The sequence below is a fragment of the Binatus sp. (SeqCode) genome (assembly GCF_035272065.1).
In the GTDB taxonomy this organism is placed as follows: Bacteria; Desulfobacterota; Binatia; order Binatales; family Binataceae; genus Binatus.
In genome coordinates, this window is the sequence record NZ_DATEQZ010000025.1 from 41,405 (window position 1) to 54,994 (window position 13,590).

The following is a 13,590-nucleotide window of genomic DNA, read 5'->3' on the forward strand; positions in this document are numbered from 1 at the left end:
CGCTCTTTGCCTCGCCCGTGAACCTGTATGGACCGGAGTGAGACGAACTCCGCAAGGATGGTACTAGTTCAGCGTGCGGCCGCGGATTCCGCCTGGAACGCCTTTGAGCTCTGGCTCAGCTTTGGCATTACGTGCTTGCCGATCAGGTCGATTGTCTGCATCACCTTTTCGTTGCGGCACCGCGCCGACCTGCACCAGCATCAGGAGCAAATCGATTCCTGCCGATTCGTAAAACTTTGCGACCTTCAGGCAGTCTTCCGGATCGCCGACCATCACGGCGCCCGCTTCGATCCGCTTGTCCAGATCCGCGAGCGACATCCGGTAGTCGCCGATTGCAACCGCCTACTCCGCCATCTTCTTGTAGTACTCATAGCCCTTCACTTCCTGCTTGGCGAAAGGCGTGAACAGCTCCGCAGCTTTGCGCGTGGTGAAATCGATCGCGTCCTTCGCGGTCACCTTGGCTTCCTCGCGCGTCGGCGCGCATACGCACACCGTCGCCGCGGCCGTGCGATCGTTCACGAACGCGCCGACCGGCTCGCAGGTGCTGATCGCTTTCTTGTAAATCGCGATCAGCTTGTCGAGCATCCCCGGCTCGGAAATTCCAAAGCCGAGCGCGCCGATTCCTTTCTGACCCGCGATTTCCCAGGTCGAAGGCTGCGTCGCCGCCACCCACATCGGCGGATGCGGTTTCTGGATCGGTTTGGGGATCACCTCGCGCTCCGGCATCTTGAAGAACTTGCCGTCGTGGCTGAACGTCTCATTCATCCACATTTTCGGGATCGCCGCGACCGACTCTTCCCACATCGCGCGCGAATCTTCCGGGTTGACCTGGAAGCCGCCGAGTTCCTGCTCGGTGATCGAGCGGCCCGAGCCGAATTCCACGCGCCCATTCGACATGATGTCGAGCGCCGCGATTCGCTCTGCCACCCGCACCGGATGGTTGAACGGGATCGGCAGCAGGCAGATGCCGTGGCCGAGCCGAATCCTGCTCGTCACCTGGCTGAGCGCGCCGTACCAGACCTCGGGCGCCGACGAGTACGACCATTCGCTGAGAAAATGATGCTCGACCGTCCAGACCGAATGGTAGCCGAGGCGGTCCGCGAGTTTCACCTGCTCAGTCGCCTGCTGGTAGATGTCGTACATGAAGCCGGGGTAATGCGGGCGGCTCCGCTGAAGCTCGTACTGCAGCGCAAATTCCATCGACTCGTTCCTCCGTCAGTATTTCAGGCGTGCGCCGCTTCCGGGCGCGCGGCGGGTTGTGCTGCCGTGATTCCGCCCGGCGTTTTCCACGAATGAATCTCGCCAAGCGCGTGACGGCCGATGAGATCGATCGACTTCATGATGCGATCGTGCGGAATACCGCCGTACTGCAGAAAAAATAAAACCTGGTCGGCGCCAAGCTCGCGATAACGCTTCGCGACGCGCACCGCCTCGTCAGCCGCACCGACCGCGATCAGATCGCCGTCTTTCAGGAAGTCGTAGTAGTCGAGCGTGAACTTCGCCGGATCGAACTTCGACGCGGTCTTCAGATACTTGTACGAGTCGTCGGTCTTGCTCGCCGCCGCCACGCTCGACACCAGCTCGAAACCCTTGCGCACGTACCACAACACCGCTTCGCGCGCGATATGCTCGGCCTCGTAAGGGTCGTCGCCGACGAGACCCATGATGTTCATCGAGACCTGGTTGTTAATCGTCTGCCCAACCGGCCGCGCGTTCTTGATTCCCGCGCGATAGACGTTGATTCGCTCCGCTACTTGCGCGAGCTCGACGCCGAGCGTGAAGCAAAGCACCCCCAGCCCGCGCTCCGCGGCGAGCTCGAACGTGGTGGGATTCGTCGCCGCGACCCAGATCGGAGGATGCGGTTTTTGAATCGGCTTCGGAATCACGGAGACCGGCGGCTCGACGGTCCAGTACTTGCCATGCATCGTGAACGGATCTTCGCGCCACATCCGAGGGATCGCCTCGACCGCCTCGGCCCATCGCGGCCGTGTCTCTTCGGGGCGCACGCCGAAACCGAGTAACTCGTCCATCGTGGTCGCGCGCCCGGTGCCGAACTCGACGCGCCCGTTCGACATAATGTCGAGCACCGCGATCCGTTCCGCAACGTGGATCGGATGGTTGAACGGCAGCACCACGACGCCGTGGCCGACCCGAATCTGCCTGGTGCGCTGCGTAACGCAAGCGAGGAAAACTTCGGGCGCCGAGCAGTACGAAAATTCGTTCAGGAAGTGATGTTCGACGGTCCACACCGAGTCGAAGCCGAGCCGATCCGCCAGCTCGATCTGCTCCATGGTTTCCCAGAACACACGATATTCGTGATCGGCAGCGTGCGGCTTGACCGACTCGATTTCGTAAATGAGTCCCGCCTTCACTTGGCGATGCTCCATTGGCGCATGAACTCGCGCGCCTGTCGGTGCAGCGAGCGGCGCAAATCGAAGCGCGGCCCGTGCAGATACCAGAGCATCGCGAGTCCAAGGTAACTCGAGAAAATCTGCGTCGCCGCCCAGCCCGGATCGAGCGCCGCGTCAAAAATAAGAAGCCGCTGCCCGCGCTCGACCAGTTCGCGAAAGCTCGCGATGCCGTGCAAGTTCGCCTTGCGCATCGAGCGCAGCACGCGCGGCCCAATCTTGTGCGACTCGAGCGCGATGATCAGCAGCAGCCGGCTGACCCACGGATTCTTCTCGTTGAGCGCCGCCATGGTATCGAACATCCGCCCGAACTCCGCGCGGAACTCGACCGCATTCGTCGCGTGCGCCGATTTCTCGAAAACCAGTTCCCATTCACCAAGCACCTTGGCGACGACCGCGATGAAGAATTCTTCCTTGTCGGCGAAGTGCCAATACAGCGCGCCCTTGGTGACGCCCGCCGCGCGCGCGATTCGCGCCAGCGAGGTGCCGCGATATCCGTACGACGCGAACAGATCCATCGCCGCATCGATCACCACCTGGTCGAGCGAGCCGCGCCGACGCACCGGCTGCGGAGCCGGCGCCGCATTCTTGCGAGCTGGTGAAATCATTCTGAACGATCGGTATGGTGAGGCACTGCGGGTGCAAAGGTCAAGGGCGAGGCGCAACTGCGAGGTGAAACAAGCGCGCCTCAAATTGAAGCGCGCAACTATCCTGCGACGGATACTATTCCGATTCCGCGTCCGCGCTGTCGGACGCAGGTGACTAGACTATCAGGTGCGTCAGTTCTGGCTGGAAGTGCCGCCGTCCGGACCTTTCATGTTTCGCTCCAGGCACCAGCGATCTATCACCTCGGCGTTGAAACGCCAGTCGGTGCCGATCCTGAATCCCGGAAGCTCTCCGCGACGCAGCAGCTTGTAGATTGTTGATGGATGCACGCGCAGATATTCGGACAATTCCTTGACCGTCATCACGCGCGGCAAGCTATACTTTGCTTCATTAGCCATGATATCTCCCGGTAACGTAAGCCCCGTCTGCCGCCTACTGCCTGGATTTGATGCCTTTTTTCGCATCGTTCAACTGATGGTTCATCCGCCCCTTACGCCCACCATGAGTCTCTTAGAAAGTCTCAAAATCATCGCTGGCGGTCAAGAGCAGCCTAAGAGGATTTCTGATACTTTTCGCTATTTTTCCTTATTTTGCTATGTAGGAAGTCACTTCTTACTTGCAAAGATATCCATACAAAATGCACGTCAAAGCTCTAAACTGCCTCTGCGAGCCTTGAAATGATCATAAGTATGTCAAATCTGCGGAGAATCTCAATTGCACTCATTTTTACTACATTTGCTCATGTTGGTCCAGCCCAGGCCCAGCTAGCGCTAACCAGCCCGGCGATCGCTCCCGGAGCCGCGATTGCCGCGGACTTTGCATGCACTGGCGCCGACCAATCCCCCGCACTCGCGTGGAGCAACGCGCCGCAATCGACAAAATCGTTTGCGTTGATCTTTGAAGATCCCGACGCTCCCGGTGGCACATTTATTCATTGGGTGGCGTACAATATCCCGGCTCGCGAAACCTCACTGCCCGCAGGCGTGCCGCAAACCACTGAAATTGCGGACGGCGGAACAAATGGAGTCAACGGCTTCGATCATCTCGGCTACAATGGACCGTGTCCACCACCGGGGAAAATGCATCACTATCATTTCCGTCTCTTCGCGCTTGACTCGGCGTTGACTCCCGGTGACAAAGCAGATGCGGCCGCCGTCGAGTCCGCGATGAGAGGTCACGTCCTCGCGACAGCGGAATTGGTCGGCACATTCGAACGATGAGGTAAAGCGGATTCAACGATGAAGACGGTACTCAAAATCCTGGGTGGAGTGATTGTGCTCGCGGTTGTCGCGATCGTCGGATGGCACTACTATCAACTACGTCGCGCGCTGCAGGCCGGCCTCCTCACCGAGGACATCACGCATGACGGCGACGTCTGGAAGGCCGACTTCACCGCGCGCATCCCGGCTCCCGAGCAGACCGTGTTCGACACGATTCGCAACGTCGAAAACACTCACAGCGACCAGGTCAAGTCAGTGCGTGTCGTGTCGCAGAGCGGAAATAAAAAGACTGTCGACATGGATATCGCGGGACCGGGCGGACAGGTGATTACCACCGAGCTCCAGTTCGAGTACCTGCCCGACGAGAAGAAGATCGTTTACAACACCGTCAACAATCCGATGCTCGAGACCCATGCCGTGTACCAGCTTTCCGATGAAGGGGCGAGCACGTTTATTGACTACCATCAGAACACCCATATGCTGCAGTCGCTTCCTGTCCCCGACGGCGTGATCAAGCAGGTCATTCGCGGTATCTTTGTCTCGCAGCTCGAGACCTTGAAGCGCCAACTCAACATCAAGACCGCGAACGATCCCGACAACGACGACGACTGAGCATCGGTCCTCCTTTTCGCGCGAGCATCAGGATGAACGAAATCGACGCGCAGCTGGCCCTCGGCGTCGAGCTGTTCAATAGCGGCGAATTTTTCGAAGCGCACGAAGCGATGGAAGATGCGATGAATCTGCTCGAAGACGACACCAACGATTGGGACTTCTGCCTCGGGCTGCTGCGCGCGTCGGTCGCCAATCACAAACTCCGCGACGGTGAACTGTCCAGCGCTCGATTGCATCTGCGCGCCGCGCTGAAATTTCTCGCGCCATATCCCGACCGCCATCGCGGCATCAAGCTCCGAGAGTTTCGCAGCGCGCTGACGGCGGAACTGGCGCGCCTCGATTCCCCGGCAACCACCGTCATCCCGCCGCGCATCGAGCTCGAAGGCTGATGATTCCCTTCTCCGCGGAATTCGTGGCGTCCGCATTCGCGCTCGACGGATGCCCGCGATGGAAACGCGCGGAGGTCGCGCTCGCGGGCCGATCCAACGTCGGCAAGAGCTCGCTGCTCAACGCGCTAGCGGCAGTTAAGGGCCTCGCGCGCACCAGCAAAACTCCCGGCCGCACGCGATGCCTCAACTTCTTCGCGGTCGGCGGCACGCTCGCGCTGTGCGACCTGCCCGGCTTCGGCTACGCGAAAATGAGTCACGAGGACGCGGCCAAGATCGCGTCGATGATGCACCAATATATCCACGGCCGCGCCAACCTCGCCGCCATCGCGATTCTGATCGACTGCCGCCGCGGTCCTCAGCCCGACGAACTTGATCTGGCTGCGATGGCCACAGAGCGCGGCATCGAAGTCATTCCAGTCGCGACCAAGTGCGACAAGCTGCGCCGCTCGGACCGCGCCCCCGCACTCAAACGTTTCGACTCGATGCACGTTGCGCCGATTTTCTGCTCGGCAACTTCCGGCGAAGGAATCGACGACCTGCGCCGCCGAATCCTCGCCGTTGATCGCTCCGACCACGTCAAACGCGCGGTGGCGCGATGACTCCCGAAGTCTCGGTGATCATTCCGACCTACAATCGGCGCGCGATGCTGCTCGAGGCGATCGATTCCGTTCTCGCCCAATCGGCTAACGCGCTCGAGTTGATAGTCATCGACGATGGCTCGACCGATGGAACTGCGGAACACCTGACGCTGCTCGCCAAAAACATTCGATTCGAGCACATCGATCATCGCGGTCCCGCGGCGGCGCGAAACCGCGGCGTCGCGATGGCGCGCGCGCCTTTGATCGCATTCCTCGATTCCGACGATCTGTGGGCGCCGGCCAAGCTCGAACGCCAGCTCGTGTTCATGCGCACGAATCCCGCCTGCGCGATCTCGCAGACCAACGAAATCTGGATCCGCAACGGACGCCGCGTGGCTCCCGGAGTCCGCCATTGCAAGCGCGCCGGCGATATTTTTATCGACTCGCTCCGCACCTGCCTGATCACCACCTCTGCGGTGATGATGCGGATCGATCTCTTCCGCTCGTTGGGCGGCTTCGACGAGATCATGACCGCCGCCGAAGACTACGATCTGTGGCTGCGAATTCTCATCGACCATGACGCCGGCCTGCTCGACGAGCCGCTGGTCACGCGCCGGGGCGGGCGCCCCGATCAGCTCTCGGCGAAGACTCCCGCCCTCGATCGCTTCCGCGTTTTAGCGCTCGCAAAATTGCTCGCCGGCGACCGGCTGTCTCCCGCGCGGCGAACCGCAGTCGTCGAAGCGCTCGCCGAAAAATGCCGCATCTACGCGCGCGGCCTCCGGCGGCGGGGCAGAATCGATCAGGCTTGCCTGTACGAATGGGTCGCCGACCACGCGCACGGCTGGGATACGCGCCCGGTTCCTGAAATCGGATGCGCACTTGAATCGATGCAATCCATGCTTCGCGAATTTCCACATGAACGCTGACGAGATCGACGCGCAGATTCGGGCGATCGCTGCCGAGCGACGGCTGCCGCCGAGCCATCTAGAGCGATGGCTCGCGATGGACCAACCATCGCGCGCCGCGATGCTCGAAATCGCCAACACATTGCGGCTTCGCACCGGGCAGTTGGTTGCCGCGCTCGACACGCTCGAAGAGATCGCTGTGCGCGAGCACGTCACTGTCGCCGCCGTTCTCGACCATCCCGAAATTCGGCGCATCTCCCGCCGTTCCGGCTCCGCGCCGTCGCGCGCGAGCGCGCTCCTGGAGCAACTTCGCGCGCTTCGCTACCCGCTCTTAAAAGAAATGCAGGACGATCTGCGCGCTGAAGTCTCGGCCCTGAACCTTCCACGCGGCATTTCTCTGGACTTGCCCAAAGAGCTTGGCTCTGATGAGCTCACGGTTTCGCTTCGGGTGCGGAGTGGCGCTGAACTGGCGCATCTGCTTGAAGCGCTCGATCGAAAGCGCGCCGGACTGACGCGGATTGTTGAAATGCTCGGCGGCAAACGTGAAAAGAATGAAATTTGATCTCGACGCCGTCCATGTCGAAGGGGAATGCGCCGATTCCGCACTCGCGACGCGCGTCCTTCGCGCGCTTCCGCGCGACGTGCCCGTGACGCATCTACCCGACGCGCGCGGAGCTACCAAGCCTGTATCCGGCGCGCGCGATCCGTTCGGGGCCGGCAAACGCCGGCTTGTGATCGCGCGCCGCAAGACTCCGTTCCTGATACCGTGTCCCGCTGGTTCCTCGAAGTTCGCATGCTGCGGATACCTCGTACTCACGCTCGCGTCGAACTGCCCGATGGATTGCTCGTACTGTTTTCTGCAGGAATATCTGGCTGACAATCCCAGTTTCCAGGTGTATGCGAACTACACCGATTCATTCGACGAGCTTGACCGGCTCGCCGACAACGCGCGCGGGCGCAGCTTTCGCGTCGGCACCGGCGAGCTGGCGGATTCGCTCGCGTTCGACTCGCTCACCGCTATCAGCCGCGACCTGATCAATTTTTTCGCCGCGCGCGAAAATCTGACGCTCGAGCTCAAGACCAAGACCGACGAAATCGGAAATCTTCTTGCGATGGACCCCCGCGGCCGCGTGCTGGTCTCGTGGACGCTATCGCCGGACGCCGTCTATCGCAGCTCCGAGCATCTCACCGCCTCGCCCGCGGCGCGAATCGCGGCGGCGCGCGCCGTGCTCGACGCCGGCTACCGCGTCGCGTTCCATTTCGATCCGCTGATCGCGTATCCCGATGCCGAGCGCGACTACCTGCTGTTGATCGACGATCTGCTGGACAACGTCCCGCCCAAGCAAATCTCGTTCATCAGCATGGGCGGCCTGCGGATGACGCCGCGGTTGCGCGGTGCCGCGCGCAGCCGTTTTCCCGGCGATCCGATGCTATGCGGCGAGGACGTGCTCGCGTCCGACGGCCGCTTCCGAACCTTCACGCCGTTGCGGCTGAGTCTCTACCGCACGCTTGCCGAGCGTTTCCGAAAGGTGGGCGCGGAAATCCCCGCGTACCTGTGCATGGAACCGGCCAGCGTCCACGAACACGTCTTTGGCGCGCCGCCCTCGAGACCGGCTACAATCGGCGAGCGCCTCGCGCGCGGATAAGATGCCAGGACGAAAAAAATCTACGGCACGCCCAAGTTCGATCGCCGCTTCAAACGGAAATCTGCGCGGCTCGCGCGCGGCGATCGACCGGCCCATCGGCGTCTTCGATTCCGGCATCGGCGGACTCACCGTGCTGAAAGCGCTGACTGCGGCCCTGCCCAACGAAGACTTCATCTATCTCGGCGACACGGCGCGGCTCCCCTACGGCACGAAATCCAACGAGGTCATCGTCCGTTACTCGAAGGAGAACACCAGCTTCCTGCTGGCCAAGGGAATCAAAATGCTGGTGGTCGCGTGCAACACTTCCAGTGCGGTCGCGCTCGACGCGATCGCGTCGGACACGATGGTGCCCGTCATCGGCGTGATCGAGCCGGGCGCGCGCGCGGCGGTTAGGGCCTCGCGCAACTTGAAGATCGGGGTGATCGGCACCGAGGCGACGATCGCGTCGGGCGCGTACACACGCGCGATCCAGCGGTTAAGCCCGCGCGCGGAAATCTACACTCGTGCGTGCCCGCTGCTGGTGCCGCTGGCCGAGGAAGGATGGACCGACAACGCGGTGGCGGAACTGACCGTCGCCCACTACCTCGAGAGCCTCAAGCAGAGCGGCATCGACACGTTACTATTGGGATGCACGCATTATCCTCTGCTGCGCGAAATGTTCGCGCGAATTCTTGGGCCCCGCGTTAAGATCGTGGATTCCGCGACTGCGACCGCCGCCGACGTTCGCGATCGGCTGCGGACGCTCAAGCTCGCCAGGCGCATCGGCCACGGCAGTCAGAGTTTCTTCGTCACCGAGACTCCCGACCGCTTCGTCCGCGTCGGCCGCAGATTTCTGGGCCCGCAGGTAGAGTCCGCCGTCCGCATTGAGCGCTAGCGAAGCCCCTCTCCTGTCGTCCGATTTCCCGATAAGATGATTTCCAGCTAAACTTGCGGATCACATCGCGCCCATAACCTAACCTCAAACTTGCCGCATAAGTCGCTCATATAAGATGGCTTCAGCTTTTTCCCTCGTAGCGCGAAAAATCTTCGGCTCGAAGAACGAACGCGAAATCAAACGCCTCCGCCCTGACGTGGACGAGATCAACCGGCTCGAACCCGAGATCTCCGCGCTGAACGACGACGCACTGCGCGCCAAGATCGCCGAATGGAAGGCGAGCATCAGCGCGATCGAAGAGCGAGAGCAGCGAGACGAGGCGATGCTCGAAATTCTGCCGCAGGTCTTTGCCGTCGTGCGCGAGGCCTCGAAGCGGACCATCGGCCAGCGCCACTTTGACGTACAGCTCATCGGCGGGATGATCCTGCATCAAGGGCGAATCGCCGAAATGAAGACCGGCGAGGGCAAAACGCTCGTCGCGACTCTGCCCGCCGTGCTCAACGCGCTGTCGGGACGCGGCGTACACGTTGTAACCGTCAACGACTATCTGGCGCGGCGCGACTCCGAATGGATGGGGCGAATCTACAGCTTCCTGGGCCTGACCGTCGGCGTCGTCGTCCACGGCCTGACCGACCAGGAGCGCAAGGTCGCCTACCGCGCCGACATCACTTACGGCCAGAACAACGAGTTCGGCTTCGACTACCTGCGCGACAACATGAAGTTCAATATCGAGGACTACGTCCAGCGCGAGCACAATTTCGCGATCGTGGACGAAGTCGATTCGATTCTGATCGACGAGGCGCGCACGCCGCTGATTATTTCAGGAGCGTCCGAAGAGTCCACTGATACATACTACGTTGTCGATCGCGTGATCCCGCGCCTCAAGCCCGAAGAGCATTACACCATCGACGAGAAGATGCGCACCGTTGCGCTGACCGAGGACGGCGTGACGCGCGTCGAGCAACTGCTCGGCGTCGAGAACCTGTACGACCCGCGCAACATCCTGCTGCTGCATCACGCCAACCAGGGACTTCGCGCGCACACGCTGTTCAAGCGCGACGTCGATTACGTCGTCAAAGAAGGCGAGGTGATCATCGTCGATGAATTCACCGGGCGGCTGATGCCGGGACGGCGATGGAGCGACGGGCTGCATCAGGCGGTCGAGGCAAAAGAGAACGTCAAGATCGAGTCAGAGAATCAGACACTCGCGACCATCACGTTTCAGAACTACTTCCGCATGTACAAGAAACTGTCGGGGATGACCGGCACGGCCGACACGGAAGCGGTCGAGTTCAAGGAAATCTACCACCTCGATGTAGTCGTGATTCCGACCAATCAGCCGATGATCCGCATCGACAATCACGACGTCGTTTACAAGACCGAAGTCGAGAAGTTCGACGCCGTGATCGAGGAAATCGCCGACTGCCACGAACGCGGCCAGCCAGTGCTGGTCGGCACCGTCTCGATCGAAAAATCCGAACGCGTCGCCGACAAGCTGAAAAAAACCGGGATCAAGCACTACGTGCTGAATGCCAAGAATCACGAGCGCGAAGCGGAAATCGTCGCGCAGGCGGGCCGCTTCGGTGCGGTCACGATTTCGACCAACATGGCCGGTCGCGGCACCGATATCGTGCTCGGCGGAAATCCGGAGTTCATGGCGGCGGCGGACGCCGGGACCAAGGAACCGACCGATCCGAATTTTCGGGCCGCGCTCGCGAAGTACGTCGAACAGTGCAAGGCCGAGCGCGAGAAAGTACTCGAGGCCGGCGGCCTGCACATCCTCGGCACCGAGCGTCACGAGTCGCGCCGAATCGACAACCAGCTCCGCGGCCGTTCGGGACGCCAGGGCGATCCAGGCTCGTCGCGATTTTACATGTCGCTCGAAGACGACCTGCTCCGCATCTTCGGCGCCGACCGGCTCAAGGGCCTGATGGGCCGAATCGGGATGGAGGACAACGAGCCCATCGAGCATCGATGGATTTCGCGCGCGATCGAAAACGCGCAGAAGAAGGTCGAGGCCCACAACTTCGACATCCGCAAGCATCTGCTCGAATACGACGACGTCATGAACAAGCAGCGCGAGGTGGTTTACCATCGCCGGCGCGAGCTGCTCAGCGGCGCGTCGCTCAAGGCGGACGTGCTCGACATGTGCGACGCGCTAATCGAGGAAATTGCGGCGGCGCACGGGAACAACGAAATCGATCCCGCGGAATGGGACTGGAAGGCGATCGACGACGCGTTTTTCAAGCAGTTCAAGTTCCGTCCCGGCTTCAGCGCGCAGATCGAGGTCGGCGGCAATCCGATCCACGGCTCCGACGATCTGATCGAGATTGGTTCCGAGCGCGTGCATCAGCTCTACGATCAGCGCGAGACGGAATTCACCGAGCCGGTGATGCGCCAGATCGAAAAGATCGTGATGCTGCAGACGCTCGACTCGCTGTGGAAAGACCACCTGCTCGCGATGGACCATCTGAAGGAAGGAATCGGGCTGCGCGGCTACGCCCAGGTGAATCCGCTGGTCGAATACCAGAAGGAAGGGTTCACGATGTTCGAAGCGCTTATGGCGGTGATGCAACAGGACGTGGTCGAAAAAGTTTTTTCGGTCCAGGTGCAGCGCCAGCAGGACGTCGAGCAGATTCAGCAGCCCAAGCCGCAGCGCGTCGTGATGAGCCACGGCGGCGAGACCGAAGTGCCGCCGGCGGCGACCCCCGTCAAGCGCGAAGCCGAAAAAGTAGGCCGCAACGATCCATGTCCGTGCGGCTCCGGCAAGAAGTACAAACGCTGCCACGGCAAGTGACGCAGCGATTCGCATTCAGATGAAAGTCGCACTCGAGCCCGCCGCTGTGCGCGGATTTCGATTCGCGGGCGTCAGCGCGGGCCTGAAGACCAAGGCGGGCGCGCTCGACTTGGGTCTTATCGTCGCTGATCGCCCGGCCGTCGCGGCGGCGGTGTTCAGCGCCAATCGCGTGAAAGCCGCGCCCGTCTATGTAACGGCGGATCGCGTCAAATCGGGCTGTTTGCTGGCAGTCGTCGCGAACTCAGGATGCGCCAACAGCTTCACCGGCGTAGCGGGGATGCAACTCGCGCGCGATTCATGCGCGCACGTCGCGCAACTTCTCGGATGCGCGCCGGAGCTCGTCGTTCCGTCCTCGACCGGCGTGATCGGCCATCTTTACGACTTCGCGAAATTCAAAACCGGCGCTGCCGATGCGGTACGGTCGCTGCGTGAAGACGGGCTTTCCGATTTCGCGCATGCGATAATGACTACCGACACGCGGCCCAAGACCGCCTCGACGACCTTCAAGGCGGGCGGCTCGACCCTCACGCTCGCCGGCGCAGTAAAAGGCGTCGGGATGATCTCGCCGAAGATGGCGACGATGCTGGGGTATCTCGTGACCGACGCCGCGATCTCTCCCGCGGCGCTCAAGCGATCGCTCAAGGCCGCACTGCCCACGAGTTTCAACGCGATCACCGTTGACGGCGATATGTCGACCAACGACACGGTGATAATCATGGCAAGCGGCGCCGCGGAAAATCGTGCATTCGGCGCGCGCGATCAGACCACATTCGATCGCGCGGTTTCGGAAATTTCGGCGGCGCTCGCGCGCGAACTCGTGCGCGACGGCGAGGGCGCGACCAAGCTCGTCACCGTCGAGGTGCGCGGCGCTCGCAATCCCGCGGACGCCGAGCACGCGGCCCGTCAAATCGCTAACTCGCCGCTGGTCAAGACTGCGTTCTTCGGATGCGATCCCAACGTCGGGCGAATCCTGATGGCCGCTGGATCGTCTGGCGCGTACCTTGAGTCCGACAAGCTGGTGCTGTGGATTGGCGGCGTGAAAGTCGCCGCGCACGGGCGGCTGCTGACCGACGCGCTGCCCGACGCGGGCGCAGCGATGAAAGCGCGCGAATTCATGGTGCGGCTCGATCTGCGATTGGGGAAATCGACCGCCACGATTCTGACTTGCGACCTGAGCTACGATTACGTGCGAATCAACGCGGAGTACACGACCTGAACGGAGGCGATTTTCGATGGCAAGCTTCATCAAAGTTGCGAAGGTGGCGGACCTGCCCGAGGGCAGCGGCAAGCTGGTCGCAGCCGGCGGCAAACAGATCGCACTGTTCAACGCTGGTGGAAAATTCTTCGCGGTCGACAACACCTGCAAGCATCGTGGCGGCCCGCTCGCGGAGGGCGAGCTCGACGGCACCACCATCACCTGCCCCTGGCACGGATGGAAATACGACATCACGACGGGCGCGAACCTCGACGACCCGAGCGTCAAGCTCGGATGCTACGCGGTGAAGGCCGAGGGCGACGACATACTCGTCGAAGCATGACGCGTGCGCCCCGCGTG

16 protein-coding genes are annotated in these 13,590 nt (G+C 61.6%); 11 read left to right on the top strand and 5 right to left on the bottom strand.

Annotation, left to right across the window (positions count from 1 at the left end; all coding sequences use genetic code 11):
* Nucleotides 1–63 precede the first annotated feature (63 nt).
* The 5 genes from VJX68_RS03230 to VJX68_RS03250 form a co-directional block, all read right to left on the bottom strand.
* On the bottom strand, nucleotides 64–318 hold the full coding sequence (locus VJX68_RS03230; RefSeq protein ID WP_324094209.1) for a hypothetical protein: 255 nt from the start codon (nucleotides 316–318) through the stop codon (nucleotides 64–66).
* A 24-nt stretch (nucleotides 319–342) separates the two neighbouring features.
* On the bottom strand, nucleotides 343–1,200 hold the full coding sequence (locus VJX68_RS03235) for an LLM class flavin-dependent oxidoreductase (RefSeq protein ID WP_324094210.1): 858 nt from the start codon (nucleotides 1,198–1,200) through the stop codon (nucleotides 343–345).
* A 23-nt stretch (nucleotides 1,201–1,223) separates the two neighbouring features.
* Nucleotides 1,224–2,372, bottom strand: coding sequence for an LLM class flavin-dependent oxidoreductase (locus tag VJX68_RS03240; protein WP_324094211.1), 1,149 nt, complete (start codon nucleotides 2,370–2,372; stop codon nucleotides 1,224–1,226).
* Nucleotides 2,369–3,016 carry a TetR/AcrR family transcriptional regulator gene (locus tag VJX68_RS03245; protein ID WP_324094212.1) on the bottom strand — a complete coding sequence of 216 codons (648 nt, stop codon included), beginning with the start codon at nucleotides 3,014–3,016 and terminating at the stop codon, nucleotides 2,369–2,371. Before VJX68_RS03245 ends, VJX68_RS03240 begins: the two co-directional genes overlap by 4 nt.
* Before the next feature lie 171 nt (nucleotides 3,017–3,187).
* Nucleotides 3,188–3,412, bottom strand: coding sequence for a helix-turn-helix domain-containing protein (locus VJX68_RS03250; RefSeq protein WP_324094213.1), 225 nt, complete (start codon nucleotides 3,410–3,412; stop codon nucleotides 3,188–3,190).
* 291 nt (nucleotides 3,413–3,703) lie between these two features.
* Between VJX68_RS03250 and VJX68_RS03255 the strand changes: the two genes are divergently transcribed.
* The 11 genes from VJX68_RS03255 to VJX68_RS03305 all read left to right on the top strand — a co-directional run bounded on the left by VJX68_RS03255 (nucleotide 3,704) and on the right by VJX68_RS03305 (nucleotide 13,573).
* A complete protein-coding gene (locus tag VJX68_RS03255; RefSeq protein ID WP_324094214.1) occupies nucleotides 3,704–4,234 on the top strand; it encodes a YbhB/YbcL family Raf kinase inhibitor-like protein in 531 nt (176 codons plus the stop codon).
* 18 nt (nucleotides 4,235–4,252) lie between these two features.
* Nucleotides 4,253–4,846, top strand: a complete 594-nt coding sequence (locus VJX68_RS03260) for an SRPBCC family protein (protein WP_324094215.1) — start codon at nucleotides 4,253–4,255, stop codon at nucleotides 4,844–4,846.
* 32 nt (nucleotides 4,847–4,878) lie between these two features.
* Entirely contained in the window at nucleotides 4,879–5,235 is a 357-nt protein-coding gene (locus VJX68_RS03265; RefSeq protein WP_324094216.1) for a DUF309 domain-containing protein, read from the top strand.
* Entirely contained in the window at nucleotides 5,235–5,834 is a 600-nt protein-coding gene (yihA, locus tag VJX68_RS03270; RefSeq protein WP_324094217.1) for a ribosome biogenesis GTP-binding protein YihA/YsxC, read from the top strand. Before VJX68_RS03265 ends, yihA begins: the two co-directional genes overlap by 1 nt.
* Nucleotides 5,831–6,739, top strand: a complete 909-nt coding sequence (locus VJX68_RS03275) for a glycosyltransferase family 2 protein (RefSeq protein ID WP_324094218.1) — start codon at nucleotides 5,831–5,833, stop codon at nucleotides 6,737–6,739. The genes yihA and VJX68_RS03275 overlap by 4 nt, the downstream gene beginning before the upstream one ends.
* A complete protein-coding gene (locus tag VJX68_RS03280; RefSeq protein WP_324094219.1) occupies nucleotides 6,729–7,280 on the top strand; it encodes a hypothetical protein in 552 nt (183 codons plus the stop codon). Before VJX68_RS03275 ends, VJX68_RS03280 begins: the two co-directional genes overlap by 11 nt.
* On the top strand, nucleotides 7,270–8,364 hold the full coding sequence (locus VJX68_RS03285) for a spore photoproduct lyase family protein (RefSeq protein ID WP_324094220.1): 1,095 nt from the start codon (nucleotides 7,270–7,272) through the stop codon (nucleotides 8,362–8,364). The genes VJX68_RS03280 and VJX68_RS03285 overlap by 11 nt, the downstream gene beginning before the upstream one ends.
* Before the next feature lies 1 nt (nucleotide 8,365).
* A complete protein-coding gene (gene murI / locus VJX68_RS03290) occupies nucleotides 8,366–9,238 on the top strand; it encodes a glutamate racemase (protein ID WP_324094221.1) in 873 nt (290 codons plus the stop codon).
* 115 nt (nucleotides 9,239–9,353) lie between these two features.
* Nucleotides 9,354–12,035: a preprotein translocase subunit SecA gene (gene secA, locus VJX68_RS03295; RefSeq protein ID WP_324094222.1), complete on the top strand. Its 2,682-nt coding sequence runs from the start codon at nucleotides 9,354–9,356 to the stop codon at nucleotides 12,033–12,035.
* A gap of 19 nt (nucleotides 12,036–12,054) precedes the next feature.
* Complete coding sequence (gene argJ / locus VJX68_RS03300; RefSeq protein WP_324094223.1) at nucleotides 12,055–13,251, top strand: bifunctional glutamate N-acetyltransferase/amino-acid acetyltransferase ArgJ; 1,197 nt, start codon at nucleotides 12,055–12,057, stop codon at nucleotides 13,249–13,251.
* Between the two features lie 16 nt (nucleotides 13,252–13,267).
* Complete coding sequence (locus tag VJX68_RS03305) at nucleotides 13,268–13,573, top strand: Rieske (2Fe-2S) protein (protein WP_324094224.1); 306 nt, start codon at nucleotides 13,268–13,270, stop codon at nucleotides 13,571–13,573.
* The last annotated feature ends 17 nt before the right edge of the window (nucleotides 13,574–13,590 follow it).